The sequence below is a fragment of the Methylobacterium sp. E-005 genome, from assembly GCF_022829725.1.
In the GTDB taxonomy this organism is placed as follows: domain Bacteria; phylum Pseudomonadota; class Alphaproteobacteria; order Rhizobiales; family Beijerinckiaceae; genus Methylobacterium.
This window is the reverse complement of record NZ_JAKSYG010000078.1, coordinates 15,763-30,907: the sequence shown is the minus strand read 5'-3', so window position 1 is coordinate 30,907 and position 15,145 is coordinate 15,763. Positions and strand designations below refer to the sequence as shown.

At 70.0% G+C, this 15,145-nt stretch carries 18 protein-coding genes; 11 read left to right on the top strand and 7 right to left on the bottom strand.

Translation table 11 applies throughout. The features are described from left to right. Positions 1-35 precede the first annotated feature (35 nt). On the top strand, positions 36-452 hold the full coding sequence (locus tag MKK88_RS08610) for an EVE domain-containing protein (RefSeq protein ID WP_243998824.1): 417 nt from the start codon (positions 36-38) through the stop codon (positions 450-452). Here the strand turns inward: MKK88_RS08610 and MKK88_RS08605 are convergent. Further along, positions 449-1,984, bottom strand: coding sequence for a sensor histidine kinase (locus tag MKK88_RS08605; RefSeq protein ID WP_243998822.1), 1,536 nt, complete (start codon positions 1,982-1,984; stop codon positions 449-451). The genes MKK88_RS08610 and MKK88_RS08605 overlap by 4 nt on opposite strands. Before the next feature lie 268 nt (positions 1,985-2,252). Here MKK88_RS08605 and MKK88_RS08600 point away from each other — a divergent pair, with 268 nt between their 5' ends. The 6 genes from MKK88_RS08600 to MKK88_RS08575 all read left to right on the top strand — a co-directional run bounded on the left by MKK88_RS08600 (position 2,253) and on the right by MKK88_RS08575 (position 7,378). Next, on the top strand, positions 2,253-2,708 hold the full coding sequence (locus MKK88_RS08600; protein ID WP_243998820.1) for a (2Fe-2S)-binding protein: 456 nt from the start codon (positions 2,253-2,255) through the stop codon (positions 2,706-2,708). A 73-nt stretch (positions 2,709-2,781) separates the two neighbouring features. Next, complete coding sequence (locus MKK88_RS08595; protein ID WP_243998818.1) at positions 2,782-4,977, top strand: xanthine dehydrogenase family protein molybdopterin-binding subunit; 2,196 nt, start codon at positions 2,782-2,784, stop codon at positions 4,975-4,977. 135 nt (positions 4,978-5,112) lie between these two features. After that, positions 5,113-5,727, top strand: a complete 615-nt coding sequence (locus MKK88_RS08590) for a uracil-DNA glycosylase family protein (protein ID WP_243998815.1) — start codon at positions 5,113-5,115, stop codon at positions 5,725-5,727. 164 nt (positions 5,728-5,891) lie between these two features. Beyond that, positions 5,892-6,164, top strand: coding sequence for an usg protein (locus MKK88_RS08585; RefSeq protein WP_243998813.1), 273 nt, complete (start codon positions 5,892-5,894; stop codon positions 6,162-6,164). A gap of 122 nt (positions 6,165-6,286) precedes the next feature. Then, positions 6,287-6,979, top strand: a complete 693-nt coding sequence (pyrF, locus tag MKK88_RS08580) for an orotidine-5'-phosphate decarboxylase (RefSeq protein ID WP_243998811.1) — start codon at positions 6,287-6,289, stop codon at positions 6,977-6,979. Between the two features lie 57 nt (positions 6,980-7,036). After that, positions 7,037-7,378 (top strand): DUF1330 domain-containing protein, encoded by a 342-nt coding sequence (locus tag MKK88_RS08575; protein WP_243998809.1) that lies wholly within the window; start codon positions 7,037-7,039, stop codon positions 7,376-7,378. Between the two features lie 38 nt (positions 7,379-7,416). On the opposite strand, the gene MKK88_RS08570 is transcribed toward MKK88_RS08575, so the two are convergent. Then, positions 7,417-8,040 carry a TetR/AcrR family transcriptional regulator gene (locus tag MKK88_RS08570; RefSeq protein ID WP_243998807.1) on the bottom strand — a complete coding sequence of 208 codons (624 nt, stop codon included), beginning with the start codon at positions 8,038-8,040 and terminating at the stop codon, positions 7,417-7,419. 153 nt (positions 8,041-8,193) lie between these two features. On the opposite strand from MKK88_RS08570, the gene MKK88_RS08565 reads away from it, so the two are divergent. Next, the gene (locus MKK88_RS08565; protein ID WP_243998805.1) at positions 8,194-8,964 is read left to right on the top strand and encodes an SDR family NAD(P)-dependent oxidoreductase; all 771 of its coding nucleotides are present in this window, start codon (positions 8,194-8,196) and stop codon (positions 8,962-8,964) included. Positions 8,965-9,029: 65 nt separating this feature from the next. Here the strand turns inward: MKK88_RS08565 and MKK88_RS08560 are convergent, their stop codons facing one another. From MKK88_RS08560 to MKK88_RS08550, 3 genes are all read right to left on the bottom strand, one after another. Further along, positions 9,030-9,227, bottom strand: coding sequence for a hypothetical protein (locus MKK88_RS08560; RefSeq protein ID WP_161393407.1), 198 nt, complete (start codon positions 9,225-9,227; stop codon positions 9,030-9,032). Between the two features lie 190 nt (positions 9,228-9,417). After that, positions 9,418-10,062, bottom strand: a complete 645-nt coding sequence (locus tag MKK88_RS08555) for a cysteine hydrolase family protein (RefSeq protein ID WP_279602165.1) — start codon at positions 10,060-10,062, stop codon at positions 9,418-9,420. A 177-nt stretch (positions 10,063-10,239) separates the two neighbouring features. Next, the gene (locus tag MKK88_RS08550) at positions 10,240-10,749 is read right to left on the bottom strand and encodes a ferritin-like domain-containing protein (protein WP_243998800.1); all 510 of its coding nucleotides are present in this window, start codon (positions 10,747-10,749) and stop codon (positions 10,240-10,242) included. A gap of 369 nt (positions 10,750-11,118) precedes the next feature. On the opposite strand from MKK88_RS08550, the gene MKK88_RS08545 reads away from it, so the two are divergent. Then, positions 11,119-12,810 (top strand): hypothetical protein, encoded by a 1,692-nt coding sequence (locus MKK88_RS08545; RefSeq protein ID WP_243998799.1) that lies wholly within the window; start codon positions 11,119-11,121, stop codon positions 12,808-12,810. On the opposite strand, the gene MKK88_RS08540 is transcribed toward MKK88_RS08545, so the two are convergent. Further along, the gene (locus MKK88_RS08540) at positions 12,798-13,457 is read right to left on the bottom strand and encodes a glutathione S-transferase N-terminal domain-containing protein (protein ID WP_243998797.1); all 660 of its coding nucleotides are present in this window, start codon (positions 13,455-13,457) and stop codon (positions 12,798-12,800) included. The two genes, MKK88_RS08545 and MKK88_RS08540, sit on opposite strands and share 13 nt — an antisense overlap. A 145-nt stretch (positions 13,458-13,602) precedes the next feature. Here MKK88_RS08540 and MKK88_RS08535 point away from each other — a divergent pair, with 145 nt between their 5' ends. After that, positions 13,603-14,001 carry a winged helix-turn-helix transcriptional regulator gene (locus MKK88_RS08535; RefSeq protein ID WP_243998795.1) on the top strand — a complete coding sequence of 133 codons (399 nt, stop codon included), beginning with the start codon at positions 13,603-13,605 and terminating at the stop codon, positions 13,999-14,001. Positions 14,002-14,036: 35 nt separating this feature from the next. Next, positions 14,037-14,213, top strand: a complete 177-nt coding sequence (locus MKK88_RS08530; protein WP_202131140.1) for a hypothetical protein — start codon at positions 14,037-14,039, stop codon at positions 14,211-14,213. A gap of 16 nt (positions 14,214-14,229) precedes the next feature. Here MKK88_RS08530 and MKK88_RS08525 read toward each other — a convergent pair whose 3' ends face one another. Further along, positions 14,230-14,829, bottom strand: a complete 600-nt coding sequence (locus MKK88_RS08525) for a PAS domain-containing protein (RefSeq protein WP_243998793.1) — start codon at positions 14,827-14,829, stop codon at positions 14,230-14,232. Between the last annotated feature and the right edge of the window lie 316 nt (positions 14,830-15,145).

Sequence of the window (15,145 nt, the reverse complement as noted above, 5' to 3'; positions counted from 1 at the left end):
CGCCGCCGAACCGGGCGGCCGGTGGGGATGCGGCAATGGCGTACTGGCTGTTCAAATCCGAGCCCGCGACCTGGTCATGGGACCAGCAGGTCGCGGCCGGCGGGGCGGGCACGTTCTGGAACGGGGTGCGCAATCACCTCGCCAAGAAGCACCTGATGGCCATGCAGGTCGGCGAGCGGGGCTTCTTCTACCACTCGAACGAGGGCAAGGCGGTGGTCGGCATCGTGGAGGTGATCCGGCCCTACTATCCGGATCATACCGACGAGACCGGCCGCTTCGGCATGGTCGACGTGCGCGCCGTGGAGGCGCTGCCCCGCCCCGTGACGCTCGACGCCATTAAGGCCGATCCGGCGCTCGCCGACATGGTGCTGGTGAACAATTCCCGCCTGTCGGTGCAGCCGGTGACCGAGGCCGAATGGGACAGGGTCTGTGCGCTGGGTGAACTCGCCTAAGCCGCCCGGTTGAGCGCCCCCCGGGCCGACGCCGCGGGCTCGGCGTCGATCTCGACCGGCGGCAGCGTGTCCATGACGCGCGAGGCCGGCAGGGTCACCACCACCTCGGTGCCCTCCCGGGGTTTCGAGGTGAGCTGGAACTGGCCGCCATGCAGCTCCACCAGCCCCTTCACGATCGGCAGGCCGAGGCCCGAACCCTGCTCGGCGGTCTTGATCGCCAGCGAGCCGCGCCCGAACGACGACAGGACGGTGCCGAGCTCGTCCTCGGGGATGCCCGGTCCGCTGTCCTTGACCGAGACGTACTGCCCACCCGAGGCGGTCCAGCCGACCTTCAGCCAGATCGCGCCGCCCGGCGGCGTGAACTTCACGGCGTTCGACAGGAGGTTCAGCACGATCTGGCGCAGGGCCCGCTCGTCCGCCCAGAGCCGCGGCAGGGCATCGTCCACGAGGTCGTGGAAGGTCTGGTTCTTGGCCTTGGCGCGCAGGCCCATCATGTGGCGGCACTCCTCGACCACGTGGGCGAGCTGCACCGGCTCCTCGTTCAGCTCGTAGCGCCCGGCCTCGATCCGCGAGAGATCGAGGATCTCGTTGATCAGGTTGAGCAGGTGCAGCCCGCTGTCGTGGATGTCGTGGGAGTATTCCCGGTAGGACGGTGCGATGTGGGCGCCGAACACCTCGTTCTTCATCACCTCCGAGAAGCCAAGGATCGCGTTGAGCGGCGTGCGCAATTCGTGGCTCATCGTGGCCAGGAACCGGGACTTGGCGAGGTTCGCCTCCTCGGCCCGGCGGCGGGCCTCGTCGGAATTGGCCTTGGCCTGCTCCAGTTCGCCGAACACCGCATCCTTCTCGGCGCGCGAGCGCAGGGCGCCCATGGTCGCCGCGTAGAGGCGGCGGGACAGGCCGAGGAAGAACAGCTGCGCGCCGCCCGCCATCGTGACGAGCAGCAGCGCGTCCGCCGCTTGGGAGAGGGTGGCGAGCGACGCGGTGGCCAAAGCCAGCGGCACCAGGGCGGCGATGGCCGCGAGCGGCACCGTCGCGGCCAGCATGGTGGTGACCGCCGAGGCGATGACGAGGCCGATCAGCGCGAAGGTCCAGCCGCCGGTGGCGCCGAGCCCGATCATCGCCGACCACGACAGGCTCTGCAGCACCTCGCCGATCAGGAAGCTGCGACGCCAGCGCCGGAGGGGAATCGTCTCGGGGTCGGCGTTCAGGAAGCGCCGGCTCAGCGTCGTGTTGAGCGTGATCATCAGGAACACGCCGAGCGCCCAGGAAGCGGCCACCGGCGCGGTGATCCAGAAGGTCGCCGCTGCGGCGAGCACCGCCGCGAATCCCGCCAGGGGGATGCCAGCCCCGGCCCGATACTGCGCGTAGTGGCGCAGCAGCTCGTAGTCGAAGGCCCGTTCCAGGCCGGTCTGCGAGGTCAGCTTCTCGCGCGCCGAGCGGATCTCGCGGGCGACCCCGAGGCGACGGGCGGCCTCCTCCGTCGAGGGGCCGCGACCGCGCTGGACCATCTCGACGGTGAGATCGGACATACGCGCACTGAAACTCAAAAAAGGCGGTGTCGGACGGGAATCACTCCGTGAGGATGCGGCGGATATGTTAAGAAGGGGCTGCCGACATCGCGCGTATCTTAATCATCGCTGCCTGTGGCGAGGCTGGCCTCCCATCCGGTTTGATGTGCGGCCGCGCACATCACGCGATCGGTCAGGCTCGCTAGGGTTGACTGTCCGGCCGGCCCTCATCGCGCGGTGCGCCGTTATCCAGGCGTCCGGGCTCACGCGTCGATCAGGGGTGCCGATCATGCCGAAGCTCACCGTCAACGGCGTCGCCCACGAGATCGATGCCGATCCGGACATGCCGCTGCTCTGGGTGCTGCGCGACCGGCTCGACGCCACCGGCACCAAGTATGGCTGCGGCATCGCCCAATGCGGCGCCTGCACGATCCATCTCGACGGCCAGCCGGTCCGCGCCTGCCAGACGAAGCTCGGCGATGTCGGCACCGCGCAGGTGACCACCATCGAGGGCGTCAACGGCCGGGTGGCCGAGGCCGTCCAGGCGGCGTGGCGCAGGCTCGACGTGGTCCAGTGCGGTTATTGCCAGTCCGGCCAGATCATGTCGGCGATCGGCCTGCTCTCGGGCAACGCCAAGCCGAGCGACGCCGATATCGACGGCGCCATGGACGGTAACATCTGCCGCTGCGGCACCTACCAGCGCATCCGCGCCGCGATTCACGAAGCCGCGCGCAGCCTCGCCTGATCCGTCCCGGCGCCCACCTTCCTCTGCCCTTCGCCCCCGCCCGCCCCGCGGTCCCGACCGGAGCCTCGCCGCCATGCTGAACGCCCGTCGACCGAGCCCCCTCCCCCTCCGTCCGAGCCGCCGCGGCCTGCTGGCGGGCGCTGGCGCCCTGGTGGTCGCCTTCCGGCTCGATCCGAAATCCGCCCGCGCCGCCGCCGGCCCGAACCTCGCCGATGTGAAGGCCCAGCCCAACGCCTTCGTGCGGATCGGCGCGGACGACACCGTGACGGTGGTGATCAAGCACCTCGACATGGGCCAGGGCAACACGACCGGGCTGGCCACGATCCTGGCGGACGAGCTCGGCGCCGACTGGTCCAAGGTCCGCACCGAATTCGCGCCGGCGGATGCGACGCTCTACAACAACAGCCTGATGGGCCCGATCCAGGGCACCGGCGGCTCGACCGCGGTGGCCAATTCCTGGTTCCAGTTGCGCAAGGCCGGCGCTGCCGCCCGCGAGATGCTGATGGCCGAGGCCGCCTTCCGCTGGAAGGTGCCGGTCTCCGAGATCACCGTCGCCGACAACGTCGTGCGCCACGGCCCGTCCGGCCGTCAGGCCCGGTTCGGGGAACTTGCGGCCTCGGCCGCCTCCCTGCCGGTGCCCTCCGAGCCGCGGCTCAAGGACCCGAGCGAGTGGAAATTGATCGGCGCGAAGGTGCCGCGCCTCGATTCCGTCGCCAAGACCAACGGCACGGCCATCTACTCCCTCGACATCCGCCGTCCCAACCAGGTCACGGCGGTCGTGGCCCGGGCGCCGCGCTTCGGCGCCACCGTGAAGAGTTTTGACGCCGCCGCCGCCCGGAAGGTCGCGGGCGTCCTCGACGTTGTGCAGGTGCCGAGCGGCGTGGCGGTGATCGCCCGCGACACGTGGTCGGCCATGAAGGGCCGGGAGGCGCTCACCGTCGCCTGGGACGACAGCACCGCCGAGACCCGCTCGTCCGACGCGATCCTCGCCGAGTACCGGGAGCGGGCCAAGGGCCCCGGCCTGACGGCCTCCGAGCGCGGTGACCCGCAGGCGGCGCTGAAGGGCGCCCCCAAGGTGATCGAGGCCGAGTTCACCTTCCCCTATCTCGCCCACGCGGCGATGGAGCCGCTCAACGCCACGATCGAGAAGGCGGCGGACGGCGGCTACGACGTCTACGCCGGCTTCCAGTTCCAGACCATCGAGCAGGCCACCATGGCGGCGATCCTCGGGGTGACGGCCGACCGGGTGCGCCTCCACAGCAACTGGGCCGGCGGCTCCTTCGGCCGCCGGGCGACCCCCACCGCCGATTACCTCGCGGAGGCGGCTGCCGTCTTCAAGGCCTCCGGCGAGAAGGCCCCGATCCACCTCGTCTGGACCCGCGAGGACGACATGGCCGGCGGCTATTACCGCCCGACCGTGCTGCACAAGGTCCGGGCCGGCATCGACGCCAAGGGTGCGGTGGTCGGCTGGGACCACGTGATGGTCGGCAAGTCGATCATGATCGGCTCGCCCTTCGAGGCGATGATCGTCAAGAACGGCATTGACTCGACCACCGTGGAGGGCGCCTCCGACACGCCCTACGCGCTGCCGGCCTACCGGTTCGGCGTCCACAATGGCCGCGAGGGCGTGCCGGTCCTGTGGTGGCGCTCGGTCGGCCACACCCACACGGCGCACGTGATGGAGGTGATGATCGACGAGCTGGCGCATGCCGCCAATGTCGATCCGGTGGCCTACCGGCTCTCCCTCCTGGCCCAGGCGCCGCGGCTGTCCGGCGTCCTCAAGCTCGCCGCCGAGAAGGCCGGCTGGAGCGCCAAGCCCCAGGACCCGGGCCGCGGCCTCGGCGTGGCGGTGCACGAATCCTTCGGCTCCTACGTCGCCATGGTGGCCGACGTGACCGCGCAGGATGCGGCGATCCGTGTGAACCGGATCGTGGCCGCGGTGGATGTCGGCGTGCCGGTCAACCCGGACGTGATCCGGGCGCAGGTCGAGGGCGCGGTCGGCTTCGCCCTGTCGGCGGTGCTGCGCAACCGCATCACCCTCAAGGACGGGCAGGTGCAGGAGCACAATTTCGACGCCTACGAGCCCACCCGCATGAGCGAGATGCCGAAGGTGGAGGTGCATATCGTGCCGAGCCAGGTGGCGCCCACCGGGATCGGCGAGCCGGGCGTGCCGGTTCTCGGCCCGTCGATCGCCAACGCGGTCTTCGCCGCGACCGGCCGGCGCCTGCGCTCCCTGCCGCTCGACCTCTCCGGCGTGAAGGGCGCGTGAGGAATCGCACCTCCCCGCGCTGCGGACCGGCGTAGGACGAAAGGGTCTTCCCCCAAGGCAAGAGACCAACTGACAACGGCGCGGCGCGACACCGCGCCGTTTCTTTTTTTGGCCTCACCGCGCCATCTCGGGCGCATGCCGTTCGACGACACCGCCGCCCGCCTGCGTGCCTGCCGCCTCTGCCGGGACAGCCCGCTCTACGGCCCGCCCCTGCCCCAGGAGCCCCGGCCGATCGTCCAGGGCAGCACCGGCGCGCGCCTCTGCATCGCCAGCCAAGCCCCCGGCACCCGCGCCCACCGGACCGGGATGCCGTTCATGGACCCATCCGGCGTCCGGCTGCGGTCCTGGCTCGGCCTCGACGAGGCGCGGTTCTACGACGCCGCCAAGGTCGCCATCCTGCCGATGGGCGCGTGCTTCCCCGGCCTCGACGCCAAGGGCGGTGACCGGCCGCCCCGCCGGGAATGCGCCGAGCGCTGGCGGGCGGAGCTGTTTTCCGGTCTGCCGAACCTCGAGCTGATCCTAGTGATCGGCCAGTACGCGCAGGCCTGGCACCTGGGGAAGCTGGAGGATGGGCTCACCGGCACGGTGCGGCGCTGGCGGGAAACCCTCGCCGAGCCCCGGCGCCCCCGGGTGCTGCCCCTGCCCCACCCGTCCTGGCGCAACAACGGCTGGCTCAAGCGCGAGCCCTGGTTCGAGGCGGAGCTGCTGCCGGTGCTGAAGGCGGAGGTGGCGCGGGTGCTGGCGGGGTGAACCGGACCGTGGCGACGCATCTTGGGACCAACACCCTGCAGCAGCGGCGCCACAGGGCAGACGCCTTCGCCGGAGCGGTGAATTAGGGCGCAGCTTTCCCTTGAGTGAGCCGGCTTACTGAGACAGGATATTGCATCAGCCAAACCTTCGGAGTGGGTTGATCAATGTCCGATGCAAGACGCCGCCGCGTATGGCTCGAAGGCTACAGCCTGACGACCGCCGAAATTCTCTATCACCTGCCGGACTACCCGCATCTGCTGCGGACCTTCATCTGGCAGCAGCACGATCTCTTTCCGCAACTGCCGGAATTACGAAGATTCCTGGCCTTCTGGCAGAGCCGGCTCGACGGGCCGCTGCATTCCGTGAAGGTCATGCACTGCCAGCTCCTGAAGCCGGCCGAGCTGCGCGCCGTGTCGGGCGACTTCCTGCTTCATTGAGCGCAGGCCCCTCGGTCCGGGCCACCGCCTGAACGTCACCCGCTGACGGTGGCCGGCCGCCGGCCGCGCATTGACACGCCTTGCCCGGCCGTGATCCCTGCCGCGACCCCGAAGGACGCCCGATGACCGATCTCGCCGACCCCCGCGACCGCCTGATCGTGGCCCTCGACCTGCCGGGCGTGGCCGAGGCCGAGGCGCTGATCGACCGGATCGGCGACGCCGCGACCTTCTACAAGATCGGCTATCAGCTCGGCTACGCGGGCGGGCTGGCCCTCGCCGAGCGTCTGGCGGCGCGGGGCCTCAAGATCTTCCTTGACCTGAAGCTTCACGATATCGGCAACACCGTCGAGGCCGGGGTGCGCGCCGCCTCGGGGCTCGGCGCCACCTTCCTCACCGTTCACGCTTATCCGCAGACCATGCGGGCGGCGGTCCGGGGCCGGGGCGCGGGGCTGAAGATCCTCGCCGTGACGGTGCTGACCTCCTACGACGACGCCGACGCCGCGGAGGCCGGCTACGGCCTGCCGGTGGCGGAGCTGGTCGCCCGGCGCGCCGCCCAGGCCGCCGAGATCGGCATCGACGGCCTCGTCTGCTCCGCGGCCGAGGCGGCCGCGGTCCGGACGATCGTCGGGCCGGACCGGCTGATCGTCACCCCGGGGATCCGCCCGGCGGGCGCGGAGGCCGGCGACCAGAAGCGGGTGATGACCCCCGGCGAGGCCCGGCAGGCCGGGATCGACCATGTCGTGGTCGGGCGCCCGATCACCGGCGCCGCCGATCCCCGCGCCGTGGCACGGGCGATCGTGGCCGAGATGGCCTGATCGGGATTGCTTTCCCGCGGCCCCGGCCCACTTCGCCTCGCACAGAGGAGACGCAGCATGACGAAGGGCTACTGGATCGCGCGGATCGATGTCCGCGACGCGGAGGCCTATAAGGACTACGTGGCGGCCAACGGCGTCGCCTTCGCCAAGTTCGGCGGGCGCTTCCTCGTGCGCGGGGGCGCCCATGAGGCTGTGATGGGCCCGGCCCGGTCCCGCAACGTGGTGATCGAGTTCCCGAGCTACGACGAGGCCCTCGCCTGCTGGAATTCTGACCTCTACCAGGCCGCCAAGGCCAAGCAGCGCGGCGTCGAGGCCGAGATCCTGGTGATCGAGGGCTATGACGGCCCGCAGCCCAGCGCCTCGGAGCCCGCGCCGGAGGTGGGGCCGGCGTCCGAGTAGCGCTCGGGATGCGGTGAAAAATACAACCGGACGGGGCCTCAGCGCCCCGTCGGCGCCAGGCTCCGCAGCAGGAACGCCGTCATGGCCTCCACGGACGGCGCCGGCTGGGGCGGCGACTTCCCGACCAGCACCGGATGCGTGTAGCGGGCGATCGCGGCGTGGACGCAGGCCGCCGCCTCGGCAGGATCCGCGGTTTCGAACACGCCGCTTGCCACGCCGTCGCGGATGATCCGCTCGATCCCGGCGGTGATCCGGGCCACGTGGTGGCGGCAGACCTCCCAGCTCTCGGCCATCGCGGCCTCGATCATCTCGTGAAGCCGCGGAAACGCCTCACAGCGCCGGGTGCAGTCGTGGTGCAGCGTCTCGATCGCCGCCACGAACCGCCCGGTGGGGTCGAGGCCCGGCCGGTCGGCGATCTCCGAGATCAGCGCCTCGACCTCGCCGATCAGGCGTTCCAGCACGGCCTCGTTGATCGCCTTCTTCGAGTCGAAGAAGCGGTAGACGTTGGCCGGGCTCATCTTGAGCGTCCGGGCGATGTCGGCCACCGTCGTCTTCTGATAGCCGATCTCGCGGAAATAGGCGTCCGCCGTCGCGAGGATGCGGCTGCGCGTATCGGGCGCGGTCTCCTCGCTCAGGCACGGAATCGTGTCAGCCACGGACATGCGTCCTCACTAGGGCATGTGGACGCGAAGCGTCAAAGATACCGGTCCGGCGGAGGTTCCCCTGCGGCCGGTGCGCGCCGCGCGGAACCGGGTCCGGCGGCGCCCATTGCCCCGGCATCCAGCCGCGACCGCGGCACCCGTAAGAGATAAGCCATGACGTTGACCGACACCCGGGCCCTGATTACCGGGGCCGATTCCGGCATCGGGCAGGCGACCGCCGAGCTGTTTGCCCGCGAGGGGGCCGACGTGGCGATCACTTACCATACCGACGAGGCCGGCATCCGCGAGACCGCCGCCCGGGTCGAGGCCGCGGGGCGTCGGGCGCTCGTGCTGCAGCTCGATGTCGGCGATCCGGCGGCGGTGGACGCGGCCTTCGACCGGATCGGCAGCGAGTTCGGCACCCTCGACATCCTCGTGGCCAATGCCGGGCAGGCCATGAGCGGCGTGCCGGTGGCCGAGATGGACGACGCGTTGCTGGAGCGGATCCTGCGGGTGAACCTGATGGGCCCGCTGTTCTGCGCCCGCCCGTTCATCCGGATGCGCAGGGCGCAGGGCGGCAACGGCAAGATCGTGTTCGTCTCCTCCGTGGCCCAGCATCTGCCGACGCCGGAGAGCGCCCCCTACGGCATGTCCAAGGCCGGGCTCGGCTCCCTGTGCCGGTCCCTGTCGCGGGAACTCGCCGAGGACCGGATCAACGTGAACAATGTTGCCCCGGGCCTGATCGAGACGCCGATGACGGCGGACCGGTTCGAGAAGCCGGAGGTCCTCGACCAATCCCTGGAGCGGATCCCGTTCCACCGGGCCGGCCAGCCGGAGGAGATCGCCCGGGCGATCCTCTACCTAGCCTCGGATGCCTCCGCCTACGTCACCGGCCATACCCTGGTGGTCGACGGCGGGCTGACGATGCAGTGGGGCGGCGCCTGAACGCGACAAGGCGCCGGATCCGATCCGGCGCCTCTCGTCAGCGCGCGCAATTGCCTGGCTTTGGCCTACGAGCCGAACTGCGAGCCCAGCCGCTCCAGGTACTCGGCGAGATCGACGCCGCCGACCCGCTTGCCGTAATCGAAGCGCATGCCCTGGCGGATATCGATGCTCGCATCCCGCGTGGTCAGGGTGAAGGGCCGGACGCAGACCCAGGCCCCGTCGCGGCGGTGCTCGAAGTAGCCGAGGATCTCGTGCTTGGCCATAACCTGTCCTCCGGTACGGTGTTTGGAGACACAACGGTCACACCGGCCGCAGGTTCGCGCGGTGCGACTGTTTTTCGTGCCTGGTTCCAGAGGTCTCGTGTCTCCGGAAGTCGGAGGTCGACGGAACGGACCGGCGCTGAGCGCGCTTAAGCTTGGCCATAACTGGATTCGTGCCGGGCTCGCGCTCCGCTCACCGCCAGTGGTCGAGGATCTCCGCGGTGGTCATGGTCTCGACCTGATGGCCGTAGCGCATGCGGTACATCAGCAGCATCGCGTCATGCGCCTCGTCGCAGGAGCTGCACAGGGCGTCGGTGGCCAGCACGATGCGGTAGCCGAGATCGACGCCGCCGAGCACCGCAGCCAGCACGCAGACGTCGGTTTCCGCCCCGGTGATGATCAGGGTGTCGGCCCCCCGCGCCTGCAGGCGCGCGTCGAGATCGGTGTTGAGCCAGGGCGAGTAGACGTCCTTGTCGAGGATCTCCGCCGGCGGGACGAGTCGTCCGAGATCCGGGATGAGATCGATCAGGTCGGGATCGAGGCGCTCCCGGGTCATGTCGGCCCAGCGCTGCGAATAGGTCGCCCAGGTGCCGCGACCCTCCCCCGGCCGGGCTGCCGGGATGAAGCGGGTGAAGATGGTCCGCTCCGGATGCGCCGCGGCGAGGCGATGCACGTGCGGCAGGACCCGTGGCATCCACGGGGTCTTCCAGTCGGTGGATGCGGCGAACATGCGCTGCATGTCCACGCACAGGTGGACGCACTTGTCGCCGAAAGGTTTGACGGAGGACCCGCCGTCTTGCGCGCGGCTGTCGGTCGGTCGAGCGTTTCCAGTTCCCATGACCGCGCAATCAAGCAGGACGGGGGGAGTTCCTGCGGCAGAATGGAGGGTGCTCCGAGGTCGCACCGGCCGCGGCGTTCAAACACGAGCGCCCGATCGCGTGGCGACCGGGCGCGTCCTGAGGTCTCGGATTGACGTGCTCTCCCTCGCCGAGCCGGCGCCCGCTTCGGTGGAGCGTTACCGATCGGCCTTCGCGCCGGAGGTGGTCAGCTGGAGGTAGCGCTCGGTGGTCGGCCCGATCAGCTTGCGCACCGCCTCCGCCATGCCCTGCTCCTCCTTCAGCGACTGCTGGAACGCCGTCCGGTGGCCCTGCTGGCCGGCGGCGTCGGCGATGACGAGCAGCGACTCGTAGGCCGCGATCTCGAAATTCTCGAAGGCGTGGTTGGCGTAGGTGTTCTTCAGGATCTCGTCCTGGGCCGGGGCGTGGCCGAGCGCCATCATGTTGCCGACGAAGCCAAGGAACCCCTCCTTGAGGGCCGAGGGGCTGTCGCCGAGGTTCTGGAGCGCCTCCTCCAGGCGGTCGCGCTGGCCGTGCGTCTCCTGGATGTGGCGGCGCAGGGCCTGCTCCATCTCCGGGTAGCGCTCCAGCCGTTCGACCTGCCGCTCCATGATCTGCAGCGCCTGCATCTCGACGGCGTGCGTGTTCTTGAGGGCCGTGACGTAGATCTCGCGCGCGTCCGTGGTCATGGGGTACCTCTGTCTGGTTGCGGGCTCTGCGGCCCATTCAACCAGGGAACGCAGGCTCCGCACGGCCAAGTTCCTGGCGGCGCAGCCCGGGCAGGAGGTCGCGGGCACCGCCGCTCTCTGCGGCGCGCGGCCGCGACCGGACCCGTCCAGCTCGGTCAGACGCAGAATTAATCCATGTGAAGACAAAGAGTTAGGGTCCGTGGCCGCTGTGCCACAGCGGGCCGGAACCGGCGGCCGGCCGCCGGTTTCCCACACCGGCGGGGTACCCCGCGGAAAATTGTCAAGCGAGCGTCGTGTGGCGCATCCCTCAACTTTGGGGTGTTCGCCGAGGATCCCGCCAGGGGATTCCAACCCGTTGGCTGAAGGTCCATGCCGCGTCTGAACCTGCCGAGCACCCGCGCCACCGCGGCTGCGACCGGACTTGCCCTCGGCCTCGGCGCCCTGCCGGCCCAGGCCCAGAGCGTCGCCGAGATGGCGGCGCGGATGGATGCGATGCAGCGCCAGATGCTGGCCATGCAGCAGGAACTCGCCGCCCTGCGCCGGCAATCCGGTGCGCAGAAGGCGGCGATCGTCGGCGAAGTCCGGGAGCGCCGGGTGCTGTCGCGGGAGCAGGCGCGCCTGGCCGCGCGGACCGAGCATCAGCAGCGCGTGGCGCAGGTCGGCGGTCCCGGCGGGGCCCGGCCCGCCGTGAGCGCGCACATGCCGGTGATCCTGGCCAACGACCTCGCCTGCAACGCCGGCAGCTATGCCCTCGGGCCGGCGGTGTGCTTCACCCCGGGCGGCTTCGTCGAGCTGGCGGGCATTGCCCGCCATCCCAACCTCGTCTCGGATGTCGGCACGGATTTCGGGGGGATCCCGTTCCGCAACGATCCCCGCTCGCGGGAGAACGAGTTCCGCTTCTCCGCCCGGCAGAGCCGCCTGAGCGGCCTGTTCACCGCGAAGGTCGAGCCGACGCTCCAGGTCTCGAGCTATTACGAGATCGATTTCCTCGGGGCGGCCACCAACGCGAACTCGCGCGAGAGCAACAGCTACAACCCGCGCATCCGGCAGATTTTTGCCACCGTCGATGCCCTCGACACCGGCTGGCACGTGCTCGCCGGACAGGCCTGGAGCCTGCTCACCACCGATCTGTCCGGCATCACGCCGCTCAAGGAGCAGATCCCGCTCACCATCGATGTGCAGTACGTCCCGGGCTTCAACTGGACGCGGAACCCGCAGCTGCGCGTGGTCAAGGATGTGGCGCCCGGCCTATGGGTCGGCCTGTCGGCGGAGTCACCCCAGAGCGTGCTGCCGCCGAGCCCCTTCGCGGCGCCCGGCCTCGTCAACCTCAGCAATGCCGGCGACGCGGTCGGCCAGCTCAACACCTCCACCACCTACTCGAACAACAGCGCCCCCGACCTCATCGGCAAGGTCGCCCTGGAGCCGGGCTTCGGGCATTTCGAGCTCAAGGGTCTGGTGCGGTTCTTCGACGATCGGCTGAGCCCGACCAACCTCACCGCCACGACCCGACTCCCCGGCCATTCCGACACCGCGCTGGGTTACGGCATCGGCGGCGCCGCGACCCTGCCGGTGATCGACAAGCGCCTCGACCTCCAGGTCAGCGGCCTCGTCGGCCAGGGTATCGGCCGCTACGGCTCGGCGCAGCTGCCGGACTTCGCCCTGAAGGCCGATGGCTCGATCGCGCCGATCCCGGCCTTCCAGCTGCTCGCCGGCGCCGTCGCCCACGTCCAGCCGGGCACCGACGTCTACGTCTATGCCGGCTGGGAGCATGCCGCCCGGGCTGGCGCGCTGAACGCCACGGGCTACGGCTCGCCCACGCTGGTGGTGACCGGCTGCAACGTCGAGGGGGCGGCGAGCGGGACCTGCCAGGCCGAGAGCCGCGACATCCGCCAGATCACCGGCGGCTTCTGGCACGACCTCTACAAGGGCGGCTACGGCCGCCTCGTGGCGGGCGCCCAGGTCTCCTACACGGAGCGCGACGCCTTCCGGGGGGCCTTCGGGATCGCGCCCTCCACCCACCTTGTCACCGGCCTGACCTCCCTGCGCTACTACCCGTTCTGAGGCGCAGGGCCGGCAGCCGCCTCCAGCCCCTCCTCCCGGAGCGCGCGCCGCACGGAGTCGCGGGTGCGCACGCGGCCGTACCAGGCCGCCAGATGGTGCAGGGCGTCGAAATGGATGTCGGCCCTATAGTACGAGGTCAGCCAGGACGCCTGACCCCAGCCCGTGAGCGCGTAGAGATAGGCATCCGCCACCGTGAAATCCGCGCCCATCAGGAAGGCGCGGTCGGCCAAAAGCCGGTCGATCCAGGCGTAGCGCGCTTCGAGCTTCGGCCGGGCCGTCTCGATGTAGCGGCCCGCGAGCCGCGCGTAGAGCAGCGGGACGAACCCCTTGTGGATCTCGGAATTCAGGAAGCCCAGCATCTCCTGGAGCCGGTAGCGCGCCAGCGAGCCGTTCGGCGGCGCGAGACGGTGCTGCGGCTTGAGGTCGGCCAGATATTGCAGGATGGCGGGCCCTTCCCGGAGCAGGCTGCCGTCGTCGAGCACGAGCACGGGCACATAGCCGTGCGGGTTGAGGGACAGGAAATCGTCGCCCTCCTCGGTCACGTGCCGGGTGTGATCGACCCGGCAGAGTTCCAGATCGAGGCCGAGTTCATGGGCGACGATGTGCGGGGCCAGGGCACAGCTCGCCGGCATGGTGTACAGTTTCACGATCGGTCTCCCGGATGTGGATCCGCTGCGCGGGCCGTGTAAAGCGGGGCAGATCGTGATTAACCGAGTCGATCGGATGATGTAAGAGCGCACTATTTTGAGCGCTGGGTACAGAAATTATACCGAGCCGGATCTGAGGAAATCGATGAAGGACACGGTGACGGGCTGCTCGGTGGAGTATGCGATGCATCTGCTCGGCGGACGCTGGCGCCTGCTTCTGGTCTCCTTCCTGATCGATGGGCCGAAGCGCTTCAACGAACTCAAGCGCGTCCTGCCGGGCATCTCGCAGCGGATGCTGACGCTGGATCTCCGCGCCCTCGAAGCCGCCGGCCTCGTCAGCCGGACCGTCTACCCGTCGACGCCCGTCAGGGTCGAATATGCCCTGACCGAGGACGGGATGCGGCTGAAGACGGTCGTGGCGGCGGTGCAGGCGTTCGGGCTCTGGCTGAAACAGCACCGCCCGGTGGCCGGATCTTCACCGGGCCTGCACGGTTCTCCCTCGACGGACGGCATCCGGTCCCCCGACCGGCGCGCGGCGGGTTGAACCGAGGCGATGCTGTCGCGCGCCAGGAGGACCTGATGGATCAGGATCGCGACCTATCGAAGGAGCCGCCGATCTCGGACGGGCAGAGCGGCCGCCCCCGCGACGAGACCATCGCGCAGACCGGGCGCGGCCTGCCCAACGACACCGGGCGGCCGGTGGAGGTCGACGAGGCCGAGGCGGCGCGCATCGAGCGGAAGATCCGGGAGCTCTAAGGCCGGCCAGGGCCTGTCAGTGGAGGGCGTGGCCGCGCGCGATCCGTTGCCGCGCCGCCAAGTGCCGCCCGATCTCGAGCAGCAGGGTCTCGGTCAGCGCCAGCATGGGCGCATTCCCGAACTGCGAGAGCGTGTTATGCAGGGACAGGCACAGGTCCGCGGCTTGGTTGAGAGCATCGATCGGGCCTCCGTCGCGCTGTGCGAAGGCCGTGCCGGCGGATTTGCTGTCCGAGATCTCGACGATCACCCCCCGGCCCGTGGTCGGTTGGCCGTGCTCGTCGTGGTAGAAATGGCCGCGGGTGAACAGCCAGCGCAGCCGGCCTTCCGGCGAGCGCACGCGGTACTCGGCCGTGTAGGAGCCGCCGGACTGAACGCAGTCCAGGATCACCTGCGAGATATGAGCCTGATCGTCCGGATGGACCGCCTTCAGGATCTCCGCGAGGCTGACCCCGGCCCGCGACCGGGCGGGGCTGATGTTGAACAGGAGGGCGCTCACCGGATCGGCGCGCGCCACGTCCGCGCGGATGTCCCACATCCAGAAGCCGACGCCGCCGGAAGTCTCGAGGGCCGCGGCGAGGGCGGCCTCGGATACGACGTCGTCCGCCGCCTGATCCATCTGAATTGTCCCTCGCCCGACCGGGCTGTCCGCGGTGGAATGCCACTCGGCTCTGCAACTGGAAATCAATGATCGAGCAATGCGTGTCTACAGCAGGTTTATGCTTCGTCTGCATTCGGCCTGCGCGCCCGGCGCCGGGCTCGTCCGACCACCGACCGTCCTGCGCCCGACGCCGATCTGGCGGGGCGCGCACCGAATTCAACGCGTCCCGCGCGGCGTCATTGTAGAGGCGCAACAAAGCCGCGTAACCATCTCGGCCGGCCACACCGCGGCACGCACCCGGCGCGCGCAATAGGGCAAAGCTTTGCCCCGGGGC

Bases quoted from the DNA above. Each gene is read 5' to 3' on its own strand.
- MKK88_RS08530 (WP_202131140.1), top strand. From the start codon at position 14,037: ATGGATCAGGATCGCGACCTATCGAAGGAGCCGCCGATCTCGGACGGG.
- MKK88_RS08595 (WP_243998818.1), top strand. From the start codon at position 2,782: ATGCTGAACGCCCGTCGACCGAGCCCCCTCCCCCTCCGTCCGAGCCGC.
- MKK88_RS08550 (WP_243998800.1), bottom strand. From the start codon at position 10,749: ATGACCACGGACGCGCGCGAGATCTACGTCACGGCCCTCAAGAACACG.
- MKK88_RS08590 (WP_243998815.1), top strand. From the start codon at position 5,113: ATGCCGTTCGACGACACCGCCGCCCGCCTGCGTGCCTGCCGCCTCTGC.
- pyrF (WP_243998811.1), top strand. From the start codon at position 6,287: ATGACCGATCTCGCCGACCCCCGCGACCGCCTGATCGTGGCCCTCGAC.
- MKK88_RS08525 (WP_243998793.1), bottom strand. From the start codon at position 14,829: ATGGATCAGGCGGCGGACGACGTCGTATCCGAGGCCGCCCTCGCCGCG.
- MKK88_RS08585 (WP_243998813.1), top strand. From the start codon at position 5,892: ATGTCCGATGCAAGACGCCGCCGCGTATGGCTCGAAGGCTACAGCCTG.
- MKK88_RS08555 (WP_279602165.1), bottom strand. From the start codon at position 10,062: ATGGGAACTGGAAACGCTCGACCGACCGACAGCCGCGCGCAAGACGGC.
- MKK88_RS08575 (WP_243998809.1), top strand. From the start codon at position 7,037: ATGACGAAGGGCTACTGGATCGCGCGGATCGATGTCCGCGACGCGGAG.
- MKK88_RS08605 (WP_243998822.1), bottom strand. From the start codon at position 1,984: ATGTCCGATCTCACCGTCGAGATGGTCCAGCGCGGTCGCGGCCCCTCG.
- MKK88_RS08565 (WP_243998805.1), top strand. From the start codon at position 8,194: ATGACGTTGACCGACACCCGGGCCCTGATTACCGGGGCCGATTCCGGC.
- MKK88_RS08600 (WP_243998820.1), top strand. From the start codon at position 2,253: ATGCCGAAGCTCACCGTCAACGGCGTCGCCCACGAGATCGATGCCGAT.
- MKK88_RS08610 (WP_243998824.1), top strand. From the start codon at position 36: ATGGCGTACTGGCTGTTCAAATCCGAGCCCGCGACCTGGTCATGGGAC.
- MKK88_RS08570 (WP_243998807.1), bottom strand. From the start codon at position 8,040: ATGTCCGTGGCTGACACGATTCCGTGCCTGAGCGAGGAGACCGCGCCC.
- MKK88_RS08560 (WP_161393407.1), bottom strand. From the start codon at position 9,227: ATGGCCAAGCACGAGATCCTCGGCTACTTCGAGCACCGCCGCGACGGG.
- MKK88_RS08545 (WP_243998799.1), top strand. From the start codon at position 11,119: ATGCCGCGTCTGAACCTGCCGAGCACCCGCGCCACCGCGGCTGCGACC.
- MKK88_RS08535 (WP_243998795.1), top strand. From the start codon at position 13,603: ATGAAGGACACGGTGACGGGCTGCTCGGTGGAGTATGCGATGCATCTG.